General features: G+C 38.8%; 17 protein-coding genes, 1 pseudogene and 1 riboswitch. All 18 genes and pseudogenes read left to right on the plus strand.

The features are described 5' to 3' along the window. Positions 1 to 97 precede the first annotated feature (97 nt). A complete protein-coding gene (locus tag ADH54_RS05295; protein WP_049524310.1) occupies positions 98 to 946 on the plus strand; it encodes an SAM hydrolase/SAM-dependent halogenase family protein in 849 nt (282 codons plus the stop codon). Between the two features lie 14 nt (positions 947 to 960). Continuing rightward, a complete protein-coding gene (locus ADH54_RS05300) occupies positions 961 to 1,509 on the plus strand; it encodes an ECF-type riboflavin transporter substrate-binding protein (protein ID WP_049524311.1) in 549 nt (182 codons plus the stop codon). A 543-nt stretch (positions 1,510 to 2,052) separates the two neighbouring features. After that, a complete protein-coding gene (locus ADH54_RS05305; RefSeq protein WP_049524312.1) occupies positions 2,053 to 3,735 on the plus strand; it encodes an ABC transporter ATP-binding protein in 1,683 nt (560 codons plus the stop codon). Next, entirely contained in the window at positions 3,720 to 4,550 is an 831-nt protein-coding gene (locus ADH54_RS05310) for an energy-coupling factor transporter transmembrane component T family protein (RefSeq protein WP_049524313.1), read from the plus strand. The genes ADH54_RS05305 and ADH54_RS05310 overlap by 16 nt, the downstream gene beginning before the upstream one ends. A gap of 192 nt (positions 4,551 to 4,742) precedes the next feature. Further along, complete coding sequence (locus tag ADH54_RS05315; protein WP_049524314.1) at positions 4,743 to 5,246, plus strand: tRNA (cytidine(34)-2'-O)-methyltransferase; 504 nt, start codon at positions 4,743 to 4,745, stop codon at positions 5,244 to 5,246. A gap of 59 nt (positions 5,247 to 5,305) precedes the next feature. Further along, a riboswitch (FMN riboswitch) is annotated at positions 5,306 to 5,524 on the plus strand. Positions 5,525 to 5,687: 163 nt separating this feature from the next. Further along, complete coding sequence (locus tag ADH54_RS05320) at positions 5,688 to 6,251, plus strand: ECF transporter S component (protein WP_000185834.1); 564 nt, start codon at positions 5,688 to 5,690, stop codon at positions 6,249 to 6,251. Further along, on the plus strand, positions 6,241 to 6,891 hold the full coding sequence (locus ADH54_RS05325; RefSeq protein WP_049521071.1) for a phosphatase PAP2 family protein: 651 nt from the start codon (positions 6,241 to 6,243) through the stop codon (positions 6,889 to 6,891). The genes ADH54_RS05320 and ADH54_RS05325 overlap by 11 nt, the downstream gene beginning before the upstream one ends. 106 nt (positions 6,892 to 6,997) lie before the next feature. Next, on the plus strand, positions 6,998 to 7,870 hold the full coding sequence (locus ADH54_RS05330; RefSeq protein WP_004237388.1) for a helix-turn-helix domain-containing protein: 873 nt from the start codon (positions 6,998 to 7,000) through the stop codon (positions 7,868 to 7,870). 128 nt (positions 7,871 to 7,998) lie between these two features. Continuing rightward, positions 7,999 to 8,136, plus strand: a complete 138-nt coding sequence (locus tag ADH54_RS12055) for a hypothetical protein (RefSeq protein ID WP_160313022.1) — start codon at positions 7,999 to 8,001, stop codon at positions 8,134 to 8,136. A 562-nt stretch (positions 8,137 to 8,698) separates the two neighbouring features. Beyond that, positions 8,699 to 11,215 (plus strand): lanthionine synthetase LanC family protein, encoded by a 2,517-nt coding sequence (locus ADH54_RS10840; protein WP_000382763.1) that lies wholly within the window; start codon positions 8,699 to 8,701, stop codon positions 11,213 to 11,215. After that, positions 11,212 to 12,432, plus strand: coding sequence for an MFS transporter (locus ADH54_RS05340; RefSeq protein WP_001091364.1), 1,221 nt, complete (start codon positions 11,212 to 11,214; stop codon positions 12,430 to 12,432). Before ADH54_RS10840 ends, ADH54_RS05340 begins: the two co-directional genes overlap by 4 nt. A gap of 30 nt (positions 12,433 to 12,462) precedes the next feature. Next, positions 12,463 to 12,540, plus strand: a pseudogene (locus tag ADH54_RS11850) (phosphatase PAP2 family protein); the annotation flags it as partial. A 27-nt stretch (positions 12,541 to 12,567) separates the two neighbouring features. Continuing rightward, the gene (locus ADH54_RS05345) at positions 12,568 to 12,987 is read left to right on the plus strand and encodes a hypothetical protein (RefSeq protein WP_000868604.1); all 420 of its coding nucleotides are present in this window, start codon (positions 12,568 to 12,570) and stop codon (positions 12,985 to 12,987) included. A gap of 4 nt (positions 12,988 to 12,991) precedes the next feature. Then, positions 12,992 to 13,441 carry a GNAT family N-acetyltransferase gene (locus tag ADH54_RS05350; RefSeq protein WP_161800815.1) on the plus strand — a complete coding sequence of 150 codons (450 nt, stop codon included), beginning with the start codon at positions 12,992 to 12,994 and terminating at the stop codon, positions 13,439 to 13,441. A 270-nt stretch (positions 13,442 to 13,711) separates the two neighbouring features. Further along, the gene (gene pheS / locus ADH54_RS05355; protein WP_049524320.1) at positions 13,712 to 14,758 is read left to right on the plus strand and encodes a phenylalanine--tRNA ligase subunit alpha; all 1,047 of its coding nucleotides are present in this window, start codon (positions 13,712 to 13,714) and stop codon (positions 14,756 to 14,758) included. Further along, entirely contained in the window at positions 14,758 to 15,267 is a 510-nt protein-coding gene (locus tag ADH54_RS05360; protein WP_049524316.1) for a GNAT family N-acetyltransferase, read from the plus strand. The genes pheS and ADH54_RS05360 overlap by 1 nt, the downstream gene beginning before the upstream one ends. Positions 15,268 to 15,343: 76 nt before the next feature. Next, complete coding sequence (pheT, locus tag ADH54_RS05365) at positions 15,344 to 17,749, plus strand: phenylalanine--tRNA ligase subunit beta (protein ID WP_049524317.1); 2,406 nt, start codon at positions 15,344 to 15,346, stop codon at positions 17,747 to 17,749. Positions 17,750 to 18,188: 439 nt separating this feature from the next. Then, the coding region (locus tag ADH54_RS12060; RefSeq protein WP_049524318.1) for a YSIRK-type signal peptide-containing protein at positions 18,189 to 20,488 on the plus strand (2,300 nt) is incomplete at its 3' end.

Here is a 20,488-nt window from a genome sequence, read left to right on the forward strand (position 1 = left end):
ATTTGCTATAAGGTAAAACTATACCCTAACCAATTGAAATAGCTATTAGCTACTTTCTAGAAAATATGGTATGATAAAGGACATACGGGGAGACAAAATGAATAATAATTTACTGGTATTACAATCAGACTTTGGTTTGGTAGATGGTGCGGTATCGGCTATGATTGGAGTGGCTTTAGAAGAGTCTCCAACCTTAAAAATTCATCATTTGACGCACGATATCACGCCTTATAATATTTTTGAGGGGAGTTACCGTCTCTTTCAGACGGTGGATTACTGGCCTGAGGGAACTACTTTTGTATCGGTTGTTGATCCAGGTGTCGGCTCGAATCGTAAGAGTGTGGTTGCCAAGACTGCAAAAAATCAATACATTGTCACGCCAGATAATGGGACACTTTCCTTTATCAAGAAACACGTTGGTATTGTAGCCATTCGTGAAATTTCTGAGGTGGCTAATAGACGTCAAAACACAGAGCATTCTTATACCTTCCACGGTCGTGATGTTTATGCTTATACTGGTGCTAAATTAGCCAGTGGTCACATTACTTTTGAGGAAGTGGGGCCAGAGCTCAGTGTGGATCAGATTGTGGAGCTTCCAGTCGTAGAGACCATCATTGAAGATCATCTGGTGAAGGGAGCCATTGATATTCTGGATGTGCGTTTCGGTTCGCTTTGGACCTCTATCACACGGGAAGAATTTTACAAGCTGGAACCAGAATTTGGTGATCGTTTTGAAGTGACCATCTATCATGCTGATATGCTGGTCTATCAAAATCAGGTTGTCTATGGCAAATCATTTGCAGATGTGAGAATTGGGCAACCCATCCTTTACATCAACTCTCTCTATCGTTTAGGTTTGGCTATCAACCAAGGTTCCTTTGCCAAGGCCTATAATGTAGGTGTCGGTTCATCTTGGACCATTGAAATAAAGAAAATAGAAGGATAAAATAGGAGAATAGTATGGAAATTAAATTTACAATTAAACAAGTTGTTGCTGTCGGAATTGGCGCTGCCCTCTTTGTCGTCATCGGGATGATCAACATTCCGACCCCTGTTCCAAATACAAGCATCCAGCTTCAGTATGCGGTACAAGCGCTACTTTCTATTATTTTTGGACCGATTATCGGTTTGCTTGTCGGGTTGATTGGTCATGCAATCAAGGACTCTCTTGCTGGATATGGTCTGTGGTGGACTTGGATTATCGCTAGCGGACTCTTTGGTCTAGTTGTGGGACTTTTTAGAAAGTACGTTCGAGTGATCAATGGTGTCTTTGACTGGAAAGATATTCTTATTTTTAACCTCATTCAACTACTTGCAAATGCCCTTGTTTGGGGTGTCTTGGCACCACTTGGAGATGTTGTGATTTATCAAGAAGCGGCAGAAAAAGTATTTGCACAAGGAATTGTTGCGGGAATTGCTAATAGTGTATCTGTAGCTATTGCAGGAACTCTTCTCTTGCTTGCCTATGCAGGAACTCAAACTCGTGCAGGAAGTTTGAAAAAGGACTAACATAAGGGAAAAGGCTGGGCAACCGGTCTTTTTCGATGTTTATAGACTAGTTAGGCAAGCAAGATATGATAGGACTCTTTTTGGAGCTAAGTTTTTAAGAAAAGAGACTGCAAGAAGGGCTTGATTTATGATAAAATAGAAGTCTAATACTCTGCGAAAATCTAATTTAAACCGCGTCAGCTCTATCTGCAACCTCAAAACAGTGTTTTGAGCAACTTGTGGCTAGCTTTCTGGTTTGCTCTTTGATTTTCATTGAGTATAAAATGATGGGGAAGGCTGGGCAACCAGTCTTTTTCGATGTTTATAGATTAGTTAGGCAAGTAAGCTAGGATAGGAATTTTTTGGCGCTAAGATTTTAAGAGAAGAGACTGCAAGAAGGGGGAAATTTATGATAAAATAGAAGTCTAATACTCTATGAAAATCTCTTCAAACCGCGTCAGCTCTATCTGCAACCTCAAAACAGTGTTTTGAGCAACCTACGGCTAGCTTCCTGGTTTGCTCTTTGATTTTCATTGAGTAGAAGAAGCGAATGAAGAGAGTAAGATGAAAGAAGCTATAATTGAGTGGAAGGATTTCTCTTTCCGGTATGAAACACAACAAGAACCGACCTTGCAAGGGATAGACTTGACTATTTATAAGGGAGAGAAAGTTTTAATTGTTGGACCATCTGGGTCAGGTAAATCTACCTTGGGTCAGTGTTTGAATGGGATTATTCCCAATATTTACAAGGGTCAAACGTCTGGAGAATTTTTAATCAAGGGGCAAGCAGCCTTTGATATGAGCATCTATGATAAATCTCATCTGGTTAGCACGGTTTTGCAGGATACAGATGGGCAGTTTATCGGTTTATCCGTGGCAGAAGACTTGGCTTTTGCTCTGGAAAATGATGTGACAGCTCTAGATGAGATGAAAAATCGTGTTCATAGATGGGCTGAAAAGTTGGACCTTCTCCCTTTACTAACTCAGCGACCTCAGGATTTGTCTGGTGGACAAAAGCAGCGAGTCAGTCTGGCTGGTGTCTTGATTGATGAGAGTCCGATTCTTTTGTTTGATGAGCCACTCGCCAATCTGGATCCCAAGTCAGGTCAGGATATTATCGAATTGATTGATCAGATTCATAAGGAAGAGGGGACGACGACCCTTATTATTGAGCACCGTTTGGAAGACGTTCTGCATCGTCCTGTGGATCGGATTGTCTTGATAAACGATGGTCGTATCCTCTTTAATGGGAGCCCTGACCAGCTACTTTCGACTGATTTATTGACACAAAATGGAATCCGAGAACCCCTTTATCTAACCACTCTCCGTCAATTGGGTGTGGATTTAGCTAAAGAAGAACAATTAGCCAATTTGGACAACTTGTCTATCTCAAAAGGTCAGGTTCAGCTACAGAATGAATTGGCAAAAGGGACCCCAGAATTGCAGTCACTCTTTAGATTAGAGGACGTGTCTTTTTCTTATGATGATAGACCGATTTTAAAATCCATTTATCTGGATATTAAAAAGGGCGAAAAGATTGCCATTGTCGGGAAAAATGGAGCAGGAAAGTCAACTCTAGCCAAGGCCTTAAGTAGCTTTATTCAGACGGAAGGCTGCTATCTTTGGGAAGGACAGGATATAAAAGGAGATTCTGTTGCAGAGCGAGCGGAACGACTAGGCTATGTGCTGCAAAATCCTAATCAAATGATTTCAAGCAATATGATTTTTGATGAGGTGGCTCTGGGACTTCGTTTGCGAGGTGTGGACGATCAGGAAATTGAAACGAGAGTCTATGAAACTTTGAAAATCTGTGGTCTCTATGAATTCCGTAATTGGCCCATTTCTGCCCTGTCATTTGGTCAGAAAAAACGTGTGACCATTGCTTCGATTTTGGTCTTGGGGGCTGAAATTATCCTCTTAGATGAGCCAACAGCAGGTCAAGACCAGAAGAACTATACTGAAATTATGGACTTTCTCGAAGAGCTGCATCAAAAAGGGCATACCATTGTCATGATTACGCATGATATGCAATTGATGCTGGATTATTCAGACCGAGCCCTTGTTATGGTGGACGGGGAATTGATTGCCGATACTGATCCAGCTAGTCTGTTGAGCAATCCTGAGCTGTTAGTAAAAGCCAATCTAAAAGAAACTTCTATCTTCAACTTGGCAAAGAAACTCGACGTGGATCCACTTGCTTTAACGGCATTTTATAAAGAAAGGAGAGAAGGATGCAAGCTAAACTAATTGGTTACCAGCATAGAGATACTGTGATTCATCGCTTGTCAGGAGCTGGTAAACTCCTCTTTTTCATCCTTGTATCATTGGCGGCCATGATTAGCTATGATACTAGACTACTTGTTCTGATTGCCATCTTTTCGGTTTTTCTCCTCTATTTGTCAGAAATCCGCTTTAAAGATGTTTCCTTTGTAGCCGTTTTTGCGACGGTATTTGCCGTTTTAAACGTTTTGATGGTCTATCTCTTTTCTCCCGAGTATGGGGTTGGACTTTACGGAGAGAGAAGTGTGATTTGGCAGGGAATCGGTGCCTACACTCTGACCAGTCAAGAGCTCTTTTATCTGCTAAATCTGGCCATTAAGTACCTTTGTACCATTCCTTTAGCGATTATTTTTTTAATGACCACTCATCCTAGTCAGTTTGCTTCTAGCCTTAATCAAATTGGTGTGCCTTACAAGATTGCCTATTCTGTCAGTCTGACCTTGCGCTATATTCCAGATTTGCAGGAAGAATTCTTTACCATCAAGATGTCTCAGGAAGCGCGTGGGATGGAATTATCCAAGAAAGCTTCTCTTATGCAACGAATCAAAGGCAATCTGCGCATTATCACTCCCTTGATTTTTAGTTCGCTAGAACGCATTGATACCATCGCGACCGCCATGGAGCTTCGACGCTTTGGGAAAGAGAAAAAACGCACTTGGTATAGTTATCAGGCCTTGAAAAAAGGAGACTATATTACCTTGCTCTTGGCAACCTTGTTTTTAGTAGCTAGTTTACTACTTATCTTGCAGAATCAGGGACGATTTTACAACCCTTGGAAATAGCTTGAAAAAATTGAAAAAATCAAGTCGTTTCTATTGACAATGATTCTGAAAGTGTTATACTAAGAAAGTAGTTTCGCTGATTTACTTCAAACCTGTTGTGAGGTAAGTTAACGATGCCTTAACCACGCTGTTTGCTGAGCTTGACTCCGGGCAGTGTGGCTATTTTTTTGCAATGGTAAAAGGAAGCAAGTCATGACAAATCACATTGTATTATTTGAACCTCAAATTCCACAAAATACAGGCAATATCGCGCGTACTTGCGCTGCGACCAATTCTCCCCTCCACATCATCAAGCCAATGGGCTTTCCTATTGACGACCGCAAGATGAAGCGAGCTGGATTGGATTATTGGGATAAACTAGAGATTTATTTTTACGAGAGTTTGGAGGATTTCATGTCTCAGATGAAGGGCAAACTCTATCTGATCTCAAAATTTGCTGAGAAAGTGTATTCTGATGTGGATTTATCGACTAACGAAGACCATTATTTTCTATTTGGACGTGAAGACAAGGGCTTGCCTGAGAACTTTATGCGAGAACATCCTGAGAAAGCTCTCCGTATTCCCATGAATGATGAACATGTCCGCAGTCTCAATGTGTCTAATACCGTCTGCATGATTGTCTATGAGGCTCTCCGCCAGCAGAACTTTGCAGGTCTTGAGCTCGTTCATACCTATGAAGCAGATAAATTGAAATAAAAAATGAAAATGAAAATGAACAAAATGCTTGCGCTTGCAAGCGTTTTTTGTTATGATAAAAGAGTCTTCAGGGCAGGGTGAAATTCCCGACCGGCGGTAAATTTGACTATCTATTTTAGCTTTCTCGTCGTTGTCTTGTCTCGATATACTTTAAGTATTATCTTCGACTGCGACGCCTAGATAAATCTAAAATATCTTAGCCAAATAAGTCCGCGAGCGCAAGCTGATGTGGTGAGATTCCACAACCGACAGTATAGTCTGGATGGGAGAAGACGAAAGAATAGCTTTGTCTGTTCTGATAGATTTATAGCCGAATTGTAACCGCTTGCTTGAATTTCCTTAATAGAGTGAGAGGGAACTTTTGGGATATAAAAAGTGAGAATAGATAGAGGAATCCTTTCTAACTTCTTCTGATTTTATAGAAAATTGGAGGAACCTGTTATGACAAACACACGTCGACTTTCGACCATTGCAATTTTATCAGCCATCTCATTTGTGCTGATGTACTTTGACTTTCCGCTTTTACCAGCGGCATCTTTCCTCAAGATCGAATTTAGTATCTTGCCAGTCCTTGTGGGTCTGGTGGTCATGGATTTGCCTGCTGCTCTAGGAGTTCTCTTGCTTCGCTCACTCTTGAAATTGCTTCTTAACAGTCAGGGAGTGAATACTTACATTGGTTTGCCGATGAATATCGTAGCTTTGGGAGTTTTTGTCATCGTGTTTGCTTTGATTTGGAAAAAGGAACGGACAACCCTTCGTTTCCTACTAGGCTCTCTAGCTGGAACTATTGGCTTGACCGTGGCTATGTTGGTTCTCAACTATGTTTACGCTGTTCCTTTGTACGCTAAGTTTGCTAACTTTGATATTGGTAAAATTTTGGGACTTTCCAACTACCTAATGACTATGGTGTTGCCTTTTAACTTGATTGAGGGTGTAATCTTTTCCGTTTCATTCTGGTTGTTGTATGTTCTTTTGAAACCAACCTTAAAACATTATGAGAGATAAACAAACATTTTTAATGAAGGGCAGTTTTGCCCTTTTACTTTTCGTTATTCTTGGCTATATGGTCAAATTTTACCCTGAAACGTTGGTAAATTTTGATCAACCGATTCAGACGGCCGTTCGAGGAGACTTGCCAGATTACTTGACTATTCTTTTCAGGGCCATCACACGCTTGATTGATATCCCAGTGATTATCACTTGGGTTGTCATTACAGCTTTTGTCTTTTATCGTAAGCGATGGAAGATAGAAAGTTTCTTCATGCTGGGAAATCTGGCTTTGGCAGGTCTTTTAATTGTGACCTTTAAAAACATCTATCAGCGCCCTCGGCCGGCTATCTTACATCTAGTTGAGGAGAAGGGATTTTCCTTCCCGAGTGGGCATTCTCTGGCTGTAACCTTGATGGTCGGATCTCTGATTGTCATTCTTAGTCAACGGATTAAAGATCCAGTCTGGAGAAAAATCGTGCAAATTATTCTTGGCCTCTACCTAGTCAGTGTGCTGGTATCAAGGGTCTATCTGGGAGTTCATTACCCATCAGATGTTCTTGCCAGTCTCTGTGTAGGCTTGGGAGTCCTGTTTATCGAGTTTCCCTTCTATGATAAACTTCGCTTCCAATGGCGATTTAAAGGTAAGCAGAAGTGATGAAAAAGATAAAAAATTATACAAAGATAAGGATATAAAATATATATTTTAAACATGTTTTTGAAACTTGATGTACTTTAATAAATAAAGCAAGGAGGAATAAAGTGTGGACATGTTACTAGCGACACGCTTAAAAAACAAGAGAAAGGAATTAAAATTATCTCAAAAGGAATTGGCTAAGGGGATTTGTGAGCAAGGACAGATTAGCCGTATGGAGCAAGGTAAATACTCACCCGGGTCAGAATTACTCTTTCAGCTATCTAAGCGATTGAAGGTGAGCATGAATTATTTCTTTGAAGAGACTGAGGTTTCTAGCTTGGAAAATATTGATAAGTTTAAAGAACTATCTAAGAAGTTTTTGGATGAGAGGGAATATGAATCTCTCCATTACATCTATGAACTAGAAAAATCTAAACGTGCTCGTTTATCTGCTAAAGATCAGATTTATTTAGACTGGATTGATACATTAGTTCAATTCCATTATCTGAATCATCAAACAGAGGCAGTTGCGAAATTGGAAAAAATACTGTTGTCTCTGAAAAAATCTGATTTTTACTATCTACAGCTGGGAAATACCTTGGCTAATTTTTATTTTGATATGGGGCAGGAAGACACATATCAGGAGCTCTATCAACTTTTAAAAGAGAATATCCAGTCATTATCTGTTCATCATTTGGAACAATTAGAATTGATGATTAAATTCCGATATAACTATTGTAGATATTTGTGGTTGAATGAACAAACATCTGAAGCTATAGAAGAGATTACAGAAACAATAGCTATTTGTAAAAGATATAATAGTAGTTATCGATTAGCAGATTTGTATTGTTTATTGGGAAATATAAGTGTGGGATTTGCTGAAAAGGATAGGATACTAGGTTTTTATCAAGTATCTTATCAGCTTTACAAGCACGAAGAGAACCAGAGAATGATGATGGAAATTGAGAAGGAAATGAAATTATTGGAAAGTGAAGATTAAGAAAAAGATTTGTATTTTTAGATAACTTAAATTCATATTTCAAAAAAAATAAGAAATCTACATAAAAATTATTGACAAACTAAAATTGATGTGTTAGAATATCGTCAATAGTTAAGGAGGTTTAGAAGATGAAAAGATTTCAAGTTGTCAAGCTATGTATATTAATTGCTTTATTGCTTCTATTTCTATTTAATGTGTTAAGTGGCTCTTTATCTGTAACAACTAGAGGAGTTGATCCAGGACCAGCATATGGAATTTCACTTTAAAGATATCCAACATATCGCTTCATAAACAGAATTGAGTTTTACTTTCAAAAATAAATCAGATTCTGATGGAGGATTTAGTCCTTAAGTGTTGTATTAGTGTATTGAGACTTCATTTATCTGGATGTTGAAGTTTTGCTTGTGAGATTTATCTAAAAAACTCTTTAACTATATTTATAAAGGCTTTATAGAATTTTCCTTTCCGGAAAAAGAATTCTAAATAAAATTAGGAGAATTACCATGGAAACATTGTCAAATCTTGAGATGTTACCAGTTGCACCTCTTCCTACGCAAGTTGAAAGATTATGCGACTTTACATGCTCGGTTACAGTCGGTTAGTCTTAAATGCTTTTAGAACCTCTTCTTATTGAAATGTTGATGTCTGCATATAAAATATTTCATAATTCTTTATAGTTTGACAGTTCATTTTTAAGAAGTTCAAGTTTAATAGGCGCTTTCATGTATTTAATCAATTGTAGATTATTTACGAAAGTTTAAGATAGTTTAATTATATAGGAGAGGTGGGTTAGTCTACTTCTCTTTCTTTATATACGAGGAGTAATTAATGGATGTTCTTGAGAATTCAATACAACAATTTGATTCTAAAGTTAAGTATGTTTCTTCTGACTGGGTTTATTTTGGCTATAATAAGAATTTATCAGATTCGGGATGGAAAATTCACATAAGTTCACAAATGAAAGATGCGGTTAGTATCTTTACACTAGTAGCATCTTTTTTACGCGAAATTGAATGTTCATTTAAAGTTGTTAAGGATATTGAAAGTTTAAAAAAGATTAACTCTCCACGAGAAACGTCACCTATAGCCAATAAATTTATGACAATTTATCCTGCAAATGATAAGCAAGCTCGTGAAATAATATTAGCGTTACGTGAGAAACTTGCTATATATTTTTCTCCAAGAATATTGTCTGATTTTCAATGTGGAAAACATTCACCGCTGCACTATAGATTTGGTTCATTTAAAAAAATACAAGAATATGACGAAAAAAATCACAAAATTATTTATTTGTTGAAAAACGAGGAGGGGAATTGGGTAGAAGATGTTCGTAAAAATTTTCCTGTGATACCTGATTGGAAGGAGGATCTTTTTACTCCAGAAGAGAAACAGGAGTTATTTGGAGAGATAGGGAGAATACCTGAGAATCATTTAATAAATAACTATAAATTTGAAATAATATTAAAAAAATCTAACAGAGGGAATGTATATAGAGCTAAAAAGAAAGATACTGGGGAAAAAGTTATTGTGAAACAAGTGCGCCCTTTTGTCAGCAACGATGTTGAGGGGAAGCATTTTGCTATCGCTGAGATAAAAAATGAAGCTAATATGTTGAAGATATTAGATTCTCAGCTTTATACGGCAAACTTTATAGATGAGTTTGAAGTTGATGGAGACTATTTTGTTGTTCAAAGTTTTATTGAAGGATATAGTTATTTTGATTTAATTGGGGAAGAAAGGTTTTCTTATAGAACAAAATTAAAATTAATAGATAATTTAATATCAATTGTTAATTCTATTCATAGTTTAGGATATAAGATTGTAGACTTATCGCCTACAAATTTTATTTATAGAGAAGATGGTTCTATATTTTTAATAGATTTAGAGAATGTATCTCTGATAAAAGATGTACGACGATATGTAAAAACCCCTTTTATGGTAAATCCAGATAATGACCTATCTGAGAGTTCGATTAATCAAGATTATTTTGCTGTAGCCATGACTAGTTTTGCTATTTTGGTTGGTAGAACATTAGCTTTTTCGCCGGGAGACAATCTGTACGATATTAGTTGTATTGATAAAATAAAACAAGCGTTACGAATCGCTAAAAATATGGAATATATATCAGAGAGTGTGTATTACTGGTTGATTTATCTGTTGAATTTAAGTGAAGCGAAAGAATCTACTAATATAATAAAGAAAATTAATGAAATTGAAATTTTGAATATTGATATGTCAGAGGTGGATTTTAATGTTAGTTGTTATGATTTTAAAAAGGAATCTGAGAAAATAGCACATTTTATTTTATCCCAAAATATTGATAGCACAGGTCGTCTTTTACCTTCAAATGAATTTGGAGAATTTGTTAACCCGATATCTTTTCAGCACGGACTGTCTGGTTATATAATATTTGTTACTCAATGTTTATCGTCTTCTGAACTGAAGTTAGTTAAGCAATGGGTTCAAAAGATAGAAATAACAAGAGATAGCAAGAGTTATCTGTATCAAAATTCATTGTATTTTGGTGCGTCAGGATTTTTATGGGCTTTAATATTATTGTTTGAAAGAACAGGTGATATTTTTTATAAAAATAAAGCTACTACTCTAGTAAGTGAAATATTGTTAGGTTATAATGATATTAGCGAACAGGATTTTGTTTTAGGAAAAGCAGGTGTTTTGCTATCTCTTATGAGGTATTATGAGTTGGAAGGAACCGCCTATCTTGAAGAATTTATCCATACTGCAATTTCTGAACTTCAAGAGGAAATCGGTCAGGATTTTTCACAATATAATTCCTTGTTTGATTATAGTTTTGCTCATGGAAAAGCAGGAATAGCATATGTTTTGAATGAATATAAAATTTTATTTGATAGTAAGAAATTTGATTCCATAATAAGTATTTTTACAGAAGAAATTGCAAAAATATTATCACAAGAAATTTTGAAAAATAAAAATAGTTACAATAATTTAGAGCTATCTTGGTGTGATGGACTATCAGGGTTGATTCTATATCTTTGTTTGGTCGAACCTCTAAAATACTCTAAGTTAATTTCGGAGGCTAGAGTGGTGATTCTTAACCACCACCTGAGTATGGAAACATGTTATTGCCATGGCATTGCTAGTCTGTTACAAACTTATGCGTATGTATTTGGAGATAAAGATAAGAATGATATAGTTCAGTTGCTTCTTACTAAGTCTTTTAGAAAGTATGATGAACTTCTTGTTTTTCAAAGTGAGAATCGAAATTACGATTATTTTGATTTTGGTATTGGAACTTTGGGAATATATTGGGCACTGTTAGAATTTCAATTTCCTTTTGAACTGAAGAAGGAGGCGATTCAATGAATACTTTTTTGACTAATAAAAGTTATCGAATGTTGCTGATTAATCAATGGGTTTCGTCATTTGGGGATACGCTGTTTTATATTTCCTTTATTTCGTATGTATCGGGATATAAATTTGCTTCATTAGCTGTTCTTTGTATAACAGTTTCGGAGACTTTGCCACAGATTTCTCAGTTGTTCACAGGTGTTATTGCCGATTTTCAAAAAAATCGTGTCGCAAAATATATTGCTATATTGGCAAGTAAGTTTCTGCTTTATACTCTATTGACACTGTTTGTAGCGGATAAGAACTTCTCTATGGGGATGGTTCTCCTTATTTGCGGAATCAATCTTTTATCAGATACCATGAGTTATTTTGCGGGTGCTATGATTTCTCCTTTGTATGTGAGGATTATCGGAGATGATATGACAGATGCTATGGGGTTTAGACAGGCAACTGCTGGTGTAGTTAATATTCTCAGCAACCTTATAGGTGGAGTTTTGATTGGGGTTATCAGTCTTCAGATGTTTGTAGGTTTGAATGCTTTGACCTTTCTTTTTGCACTGTTGGGTGTGGTGCTTATTCGTACTTCTTTGAGAGATATTGAGGGACAGATGGAGGTTGGTAAAAGATTAACCGCAAAATCTTTTGGAGAGCATTTCCTCCATTCAATGAAGATATTGTCAAGTTTTCCAGCAATCATCAAATTAATATTCATTGCAGCTATGAACCAAGTGATTTTAAGTATTATTACCCCTTTAACGACCTTGATGTTGATCCATCATCCATTTATCTTCCTTGACACTGGGCAATCCATTGCAGTCTTGTCCGTGGTTATTTTTTCAGGAACGATTGTGGGAAGTTTTCTGAGCGGAAGTATCTTAAAAAATATTCCCATAAAAATGATTGCTTACTTTGAAGAAATTATGCATCTCTGTATTCTCTTTTCTTGGTTGACCAATCAGTTTCTCCTTTTATTGGCAGTTGTCTTCTTATGCGCAGTTGCTGTAGGAATGATGGGACCTCGGATTTTCAACCTTGTATTTTCGATGGTTCCAGAGGAAGTTATGGGAACCATACAGTCAGTGCTTGGAGTGTTTAATGTTGTTGTACCAGGAATTCTTAGTATGCTCATCGTTGCATTAGCGAGTGCTACAAACCTAAAAACCACAGTGATTCCACTTTTTATTTTTGTGTTGACTGCCTTAGCGATTGTGAGAGCAATGAAAATAGAGTAATAGTAGTATGAACTATTGTCTCTTTTGTGGATGGGAGTCTTGTTTATCGAATTTCCTTTCTATGATAAGCTCCGCTTCCAATGGCGATTTAAAGGTAAGCAGAAGTGAGTATCAAATTCCTTTGAGGAGAAAGAAATGAAAGTCAGTATAGCAGATCTTCATCCGACTCAACTATATTTATCAGAAAAGAAGTTGCAAGATATTCAGATGCTTTACCAGTCGGCAGAAACAAACCAAGTCGATCCAATCAGTATTCTTGCCTTTGGAGATTGCTTGTTGATTACAGATGGGCATCACAGGGCTTATCAGGCTTTATTGGCAGGTAGGGATACGATTTCTGCTGAGTGGGATAGAGATGGTGGGGATGAGCTATATCATCTCTATGCGCAAGCTTGCGAAGAAAGAAAAATTTACTCTGTTCTGGATTTAAAAAATCATATCTTACCTCAAGATGAGTATGAAGTAAAATGGTATAACTGGTGTGATGGTTTTAATCAAGCAGCAACTCTCTTATTGAAAAGGAAAGCAGATGAAACGGATTTTACAAATAGATAATGCACTGCGTCTTGTTCCTTATTATAAGGTCAATCATTGTGAGAAAGCTTTTGCTTGGTATCAGGATGTGAACTTGGTTCACCTCGTAGATGGTGTGAAGAGACCTTATAGTCAAGAAACTTTGGAAGCCATGTATTCCTATTTGGATCAGCATGGTGAACTTTTTTGGATTGAAGTCAAGGAGAAGGGGAAATGGTTTCCAATTGGAGATGTTACACTATCTCAGGATAATCTCCCCATTGTGATTGGGAATTCCGCTTACCAACATCAAGGACTTGGGAAAAAGATTCTAAGTGCTTTGATTGAATTGGCTCGAGTAAAAGGATGGAAAGAATTGAGAGTCAAGGAAATCTACACCTACAATCATGCTTCTAGGAGGTGTTTCAAGTCGCTTGGATTTGTGGAAAATGGAGCAACAGAAAAAGGAATGAGTTTTATATTGAAATTAGTCTAATCTAACTTGTTTTTTAACTCAAAATCTGATAAACTAAGTGGTAATTGAATAGGAATCTGCAAGACTAGTATCCCAAGGGAAGTATATCAGGGAGGAGAGCCGTGACTGCAAGCTCTCTATATGAAAGCTGGGTGAATTCACTTGCGCATGGATTTAGAAATGAAGGTCTGACTTGTCAGATGAAAACGGATGGTACCGCGTGTCAACGCTCCGAGTGGAGTTTTTGGCATGTGGTTTTCTTTTTATCTACGAGAGACTGATGGAGGAATTATGTCAACTATTGAAGAACAATTAAAAGCGCTTCGTGAAGAAACGCTGGCTAGCTTGAAGCAGATTTCTGCTGAAAATGAAAAAGAGATGCAAGATTTGCGTGTTTCTGTCCTTGGTAAAAAGGGTTCGCTCACTGAAATCCTCAAAGGGATGAAAGATGTCTCTGCTGAGATGCGTCCAATCATTGGGAAACACGTCAATGAGGCTCGTGATGTCTTGACAGCAGCCTTTGAAGAAACAGCTAAGCTCTTGGAAGAAAAGAAAGTCGCTGCACAGTTAGCTAGCGAGAGTATCGATGTGACGCTTCCAGGTCGTCCAGTTGCTACTGGTCACCGTCATGTTTTGACACAAACTAGTGAAGAAATCGAAGATATTTTCATCGGGATGGGTTACCAAGTCGTGGATGGTTTTGAAGTGGAGCAAGACTACTATAACTTTGAACGTATGAACCTTCCAAAAGACCACCCAGCTCGTGATATGCAGGACACATTCTATATCACAGAAGAGATCTTACTCCGTACCCATACGTCTCCAGTTCAAGCGCGTGCTATGGATGCCCATGATTTCTCTAAAGGTCCTTTGAAAATGATCTCACCAGGGCGTGTCTTCCGTCGTGATACGGACGATGCAACCCACAGTCACCAGTTCCACCAAATCGAAGGCTTGGTTGTTGGGAAAAATATCTCTATGGCTGATCTTCAAGGAACCCTTCAATTGATTGTGCAAAAAATGTTCGGTGAAGAGCGTCAGATCCGTCTGCGTCCATCTTACTTCCCATTTACAGAGCCATCTGTTGAGGTGGATGTTTCTTGCTTCAAGTGTGGTGGAGAAGGCTGTAACGTATGTAAGAAAACAGGTTGGATCGAAATTATGGGTGCCGGTATGGTTCACCCACGTGTCCTTGAGATGAGTGGCATCGATGCGACTGTTTACTCTGGATTTGCCTTTGGTCTTGGACAAGAGCGAGTAGCTATGCTCCGTTACGGAATCAACGATATTCGTGGCTTCTACCAAGGAGATGTTCGCTTCTCAGAGCAGTTTAAATAATGATTAGAAAAGTAGAAATGGCAGATGTTGAGGTGTTGACTAAAATAGCCAAACAAACCTTTCGTGAAACATTTGCTCATGATAATACGGAAGAGCAGTTACAGGAATACTTTGAAGATGCTTATAGTCTGAGAGTTTTGTCAACTGAGTTGGAAAATCCAGAATCTGAAACCTATTTCATTATGCATGAAGAGGAGATAGCTGGTTTTCTCAAGGTCAACTGGGGAAGTGCTCAAACTGAGAGAGAATTAGAGGATGCTTTTGAAATTCAACGCCTCTATGTGCTACAAAAATTCCAAGGATTTGGATTCGGTAAGCAACTGTTTGAATTTGCTCTTGAACTTGCTACAAAAAATAGTTTTTCTTGGGCTTGGCTAGGTGTTTGGGAGCATAATACAAAAGCTCAAGCGTTTTATAATCGATATGGTTTTAAAAAATTTAGCCAACATCATTTTATGGTTGGTCAAAAAGTAGATACGGATTGGTTACTGAAAAAGAAATTAAGGTAAGAAGAGGATTCTTCTATTGAAATGATAGGAAAGGAAAAGAACCAGAGTGGCAACTGTCATTCTGGAGAACTAAATTATGCTTGTATCTTATAAATGGTTAAAAGAATTGGTGGACATTGATGTGCCATCACAAGAGTTGGCTGAAAAAATGTCAACTACAGGGATCGAGGTAGAAGGTGTCGGATCACCGGCTGCTGGTCTCTCAAAAATTGTCGTCGGTGAGATCTTGTCTTGCGAAGATGTGCCAGAAACTCACCTCCATGTTTGTCGGGTTAACGTTGGCGAAGAAGAAGCCCGTCAAATCGTTTGTGGTGCCCCAAATGTTCGTGCTGGCATCAAGGTTATGGTGGCTCTTCCAGGAGCTCGCATCGCTGATAACTACAAAATCAAAAAAGGAAAAATCCGTGGTCTTGAGTCACTTGGGATGATCTGTTCACTTGGTGAATTGGGAATTTCTGACTCAGTTGTGCCAAAGGAATTCGCAGATGGCATCCAAATCTTGCCAGAAAATGCCGTTCCAGGTGAGGAAGTCTTCTCATATCTAGACTTGGATGATGAAATCATCGAACTTTCTATCACACCCAACCGTGCAGATGCCCTTTCTATGCGTGGAGTGGCTCACGAAGTGGCAGCTATCTATGACAAGGCAGTCAACTTTAAAGAATTTACTCTTTCAGAAACTGACCAAGCTGCAGCAGATGCTCTTTCTGTGGGCATTGAGACAGACAAGGCGCCTTACTATGCCGCTCGTATCTTGGACAATGTGACTATCGCACCAAGTCCACAATGGTTGCAAAACCTTCTCATGAATGAAGGTATCCGTCCTATTAACAACGTGGTGGACGTGACAAACTACATCCTGCTCTACTTTGGTCAACCAATGCATGCTTTTGACTTGGATACCTTTGAAGGGAGTGACATCCGTGTGCGTGAAGCGCGTGCTGGTGAAAAATTGGTGACCTTGGATGGTGAAGAACGTGACTTGGACGTGAATGACCTAGTCATCACTGTCGCAGACAAGCCAGTAGCTCTTGCAGGTGTCATGGGTTGTCAAGCAACAGAAATCTCTGAGAAATCTAGTCGTGTCGTCCTTGAAGCTGCAGTCTTCAACGGAAAATCTATCCGTAAGACCAGCGGTCGTCTTAACCTTCGTTCTGAGTCATCTTCTCGCTTTGAAAAAGGGATCAATGTGGCAACAGTCAATGAAGCCCTTGATGCGGCGGCTAGCATGATTGCAGAACTTGCTGGTGCAACGGTTCGTAAGGGGATCGTTTCAGCAGGGCAACTTGATACTTCTGATGTGGAAGTTTCTTCAACGCTTGCTGACGTCAACCGCGTCCTTGGTACAGAACTTTCTTACGCGGATGTAGAAGACGTCTTCCGTCGTCTTGGCTTTGGTCTTTCTGGAAATACAGATAGCTTTACAGTCAGCGTCCCACGTCGTCGTTGGGATATCACAATCGAGGCAGACCTCTTTGAAGAAATCGCTCGTATCTATGGATATGACCGCTTGCCAACCAGTCTTCCAAAAGACGATGGTACAGCTGGTGAATTGACTGCGACACAAAAACTTCGTCGTCAAGTTCGTACGATTGCTGAAGGAGCAGGTTTGACAGAAATCATTACCTACGCTCTGATAACGCCTGAAAAAGCAGTTGAGTTCACAGCTCAACCAAGTAACCTTACAGAACTCATGTGGCCAATGACCGTGGATCGTTCTGTCCTCCGTCAAAATATGATCTCAGGTATTTTGGATACGGTGGCCTATAACGTGGCTCGTAAGAATAAAAACTTGGCCCTTTACGAGATTGGAAAAGTCTTTGAACAAACAGGCAATCCAAAAGAAGAACTTCCAAATGAAATCAACAGCTTTGCCTTTGCCTTGACAGGCTTGGTGGCTGAAAAAGATTTCCAAACAGCAGCAGTTCCAGTTGATTTCTTCTATGCTAAGGGAATCCTAGAAGCATTATTTACTCGCTTGGGACTTGAAGTGACCTATACAGCAACAGCTGAGATTGCTAGCCTTCACCCAGGACGTACAGCCGTGATTTCATTCGGTGACCAAGTTCTTGGTTTCCTTGGCCAAGTGCATCCAGTCACTGCTAAGGCTTACGATATTCCAGAAACGTATGTAGCTGAGCTTAACCTTTCAGCCATCGAGGCTGCCCTTCAACCAGCTGCTCCATTTGTGGAAATCACGAAATTCCCAGCAGTCAGCCGTGACGTTGCCCTTCTCCTTAAGGCAGAAGTCACTCATCAAGAAGTTGTGGATGCTATCCAAGCTGCCGGCGTGAAACGTTTGACAGATATCAAACTATTTGACGTCTTCTCAGGCGAAAAATTGGGACTTGGTATGAAGTCAATGGCCTATAGCTTGACCTTCCAAAATTCAGAAGACAGCTTAACGGACGAAGAAGTCGCACGCTACATGGAAAAAATCCAAGCTTCTCTCGAAGAAAAAGTCAATGCAGAAGTGCGTTAAGTTATTAGAGTTTGAAATAAAAATTTAGACTTAAACATAAAAAACGAATAAAACTAGTTTTCTGGAGAGTCAGAATTCTGTTTTGTTCGTTTTTTGTTTTTGAATTTTAAGTCTTGTTAGTGTGAGTGAGGTTGTTCTTATATGTTTTCTTGATTTCAATCTACTCTTCTAAAATTTTTTCAAACAAGGTCAGCTTCGCCTTTCTGTAGATATGTTGAGGTTGGTCAAAAAATAAATTTCAGGAGAAAATGAAGTCAATATTTCAACAATAAAATGCATAATAGAAAGATTAGTTCATAACGATTGATTTATAAAATGAAAAGGAGTATAATGAATTAAGCCACTCTAAAATATACATAAATATTTTAGGGGGGGCTTTTTATTTGCCCTTCAGGATGTATATTAACCGATAATCATCGGAAAAGGAGTAAATTTATATATGTTTTATAAAGGTAATGAAGATAGAGAAAAACGCTTGCGGTTTTCGATTCGTAAGGTTAGTTTTGGAGCAGCTAGTGTTGCAGTAGCAGCCTTGTTCATGTTTCCAGGAAATGGGACAGTGTCTGCCACAGAGCAAGGTGTAACCCCTACTAATGAGGGAACTCAAAGCTCACCACTGAAAGACCCAGATGTCCAGAATGGAACCTACGGGGCGACTCCAGTAGTCAGTCAGTTGGATGGAAATTCTGGTAGCAGTGAGACTACTGCTCCGAAAGCTCAAGCAGACACAACTACTCCAACACCTGCTGACTCAAGCTCAACATCAGTGGAGTCAGCTCCTGCTTCAAAAGTTCAAGACGAAACACCTGCTCCAACTCCTGCTGACGAAAGTGTAGCATCCGTAACTCCAGCTTCTGCTTCAGCAACAGAAGAAGTAGAAGAAAAAGCTACATCTAATCTGGATAAAAAACAGCTGGAAGAGTACGTAGCAGAAATTGATGCTAAATTAGCCTCAGGTAGCTATGAAAATAAAACAGATGAAAGCGTCGCAACCCTTAAAGAACATTTAGAATTAGCAAAACTTGCCCTAACAACAGCCAAAAGTCAAGAGGAGTTAACAAAAGCTTATAGAAGACTCTTTACAACAGCGAACAGCGGTTTACGTAGTAAGCCTAAAGCGCAAGTGGAAAGTCCTAAACTAGATACTACAGAAGGAAAAGCGACTGTCGGTAAGAAAGCCAGCAATACTGAGAAAGCTACAGGAACCAACTCTATAGCAAACTCAGGACAACATGATACACGTAATGGACAAGCCCTAGATAGAAACAACCCATTCCGAACAGATGGGACAACGACTGATACTGATCCAGCTGCACATCAAGTGTTTGAAGGCACAAGTGATGATGATAGTGTAGAAGAGCTTGCTAGAAAACTTCGTGCTTTGGATGATACGGTTGAAAATAACAAGAAAGTTTCTGAGGAATTGGATTCTCTCGGAGCGGCTACAGGTGTTGCAAAAGGAACTGTCCAGAATATAAATGAATTTGGTGGTTGGACTGCTATAACAGATTCAGAAGGGAATGGGAAGTTTGCTATTGCAAGAAAAACAGATAAGGGTGTTTTTCCTCTTGAAACGATAAATACCGTTAGAAATGTTAATAATAACGTAACTGCGACCTATCTCAGAGAGCAAGCACTCGATAGAACTGCAGATTATATGCTGTTCTTATCGGAAGTTAGAACGAAAGCAAGTGAAAATGAGCCAACCTTCAATGGACAAGCTTATCGAGAGAGTGGTTTAGGAAGGGGTTTAGCATATGGTCTTAAAGGCTATAATGGTATTCAAAAGACCTTTAAAGCATATTCACCAGACAGTGGTTCAAAAGTTAAAATAACATTTAAAACAGGATATTCTGGTGACATTGATGGAACAAAAGCGAAGTATAGGGTGCAAGTTTTTACTTCGGCGTCATCTACTAATCCAGTGTATGATGTAACTTTTGATCCACAAAATAATACAACTAATGCGGATATGACAGTACTTAAGGCTTCAGATGGTAGCAGTGTCACGAGGGAATCCATACAAGGAAGAGCTCCCCTGAATAAGCAAAATATTGAAGATCAAATGGCACAAGCAGGCTATACCCCAAATGGAGTGGCAGGTAAATTTACTAGTAGAGAAATCGAATTACCAGCAGGTGTAACAGACTATACTGTGAAAATAAGTTCTGCTGACAATGATCGATTAGGTATGGGATACCAAGCACTGCATCGCCACTATGCTCTGCCTATCTCTGGTCTTGACTTCCATGTGACACAAGACACAGGGGAAGTAGCTAAGGAACTGTTGAAAAAAGTCTATCTCAAACTGAAGGAAACGGAAGAGAAAGATAAGACTTTTAAAACAGCAGAATCTCAGCAGAATTATGAAGCAGAGTTGCAAAAAATTGATCAATTATTAAAAGAACCTACAAAATCAGCGACTGATTATAAAAATTTCCTTACAGATGTATTAATCAAAAAACAAGAGTTAGCTAATTCGAGTCAGGAAGCATCTATTAAGTCTAACGCTACAGATGAAATTGATAAGGCAGTAGCAACCAAAATCCAAGCCATTGAAGGCAATGCCAAACTTTCAGAGGCAGACAAAGCGAAAGCCAAGGACGCAGTGACAGCTGCAGCTAATGCCGCAAAAGTGGCGATTGTAGCAGCACAAAATCCAGCGGAAGTAACTGAAAAAGAAGCAGCCGGTAAACAAGCCATTTCAGCTGTTCCAGAAGTTGGTAAAGAACAAGCTAA

The sequence above is a fragment of the Streptococcus pseudopneumoniae genome (assembly GCF_001072315.1).
Taxonomy (GTDB): Bacteria; Bacillota; Bacilli; order Lactobacillales; family Streptococcaceae; genus Streptococcus; species Streptococcus pseudopneumoniae_R.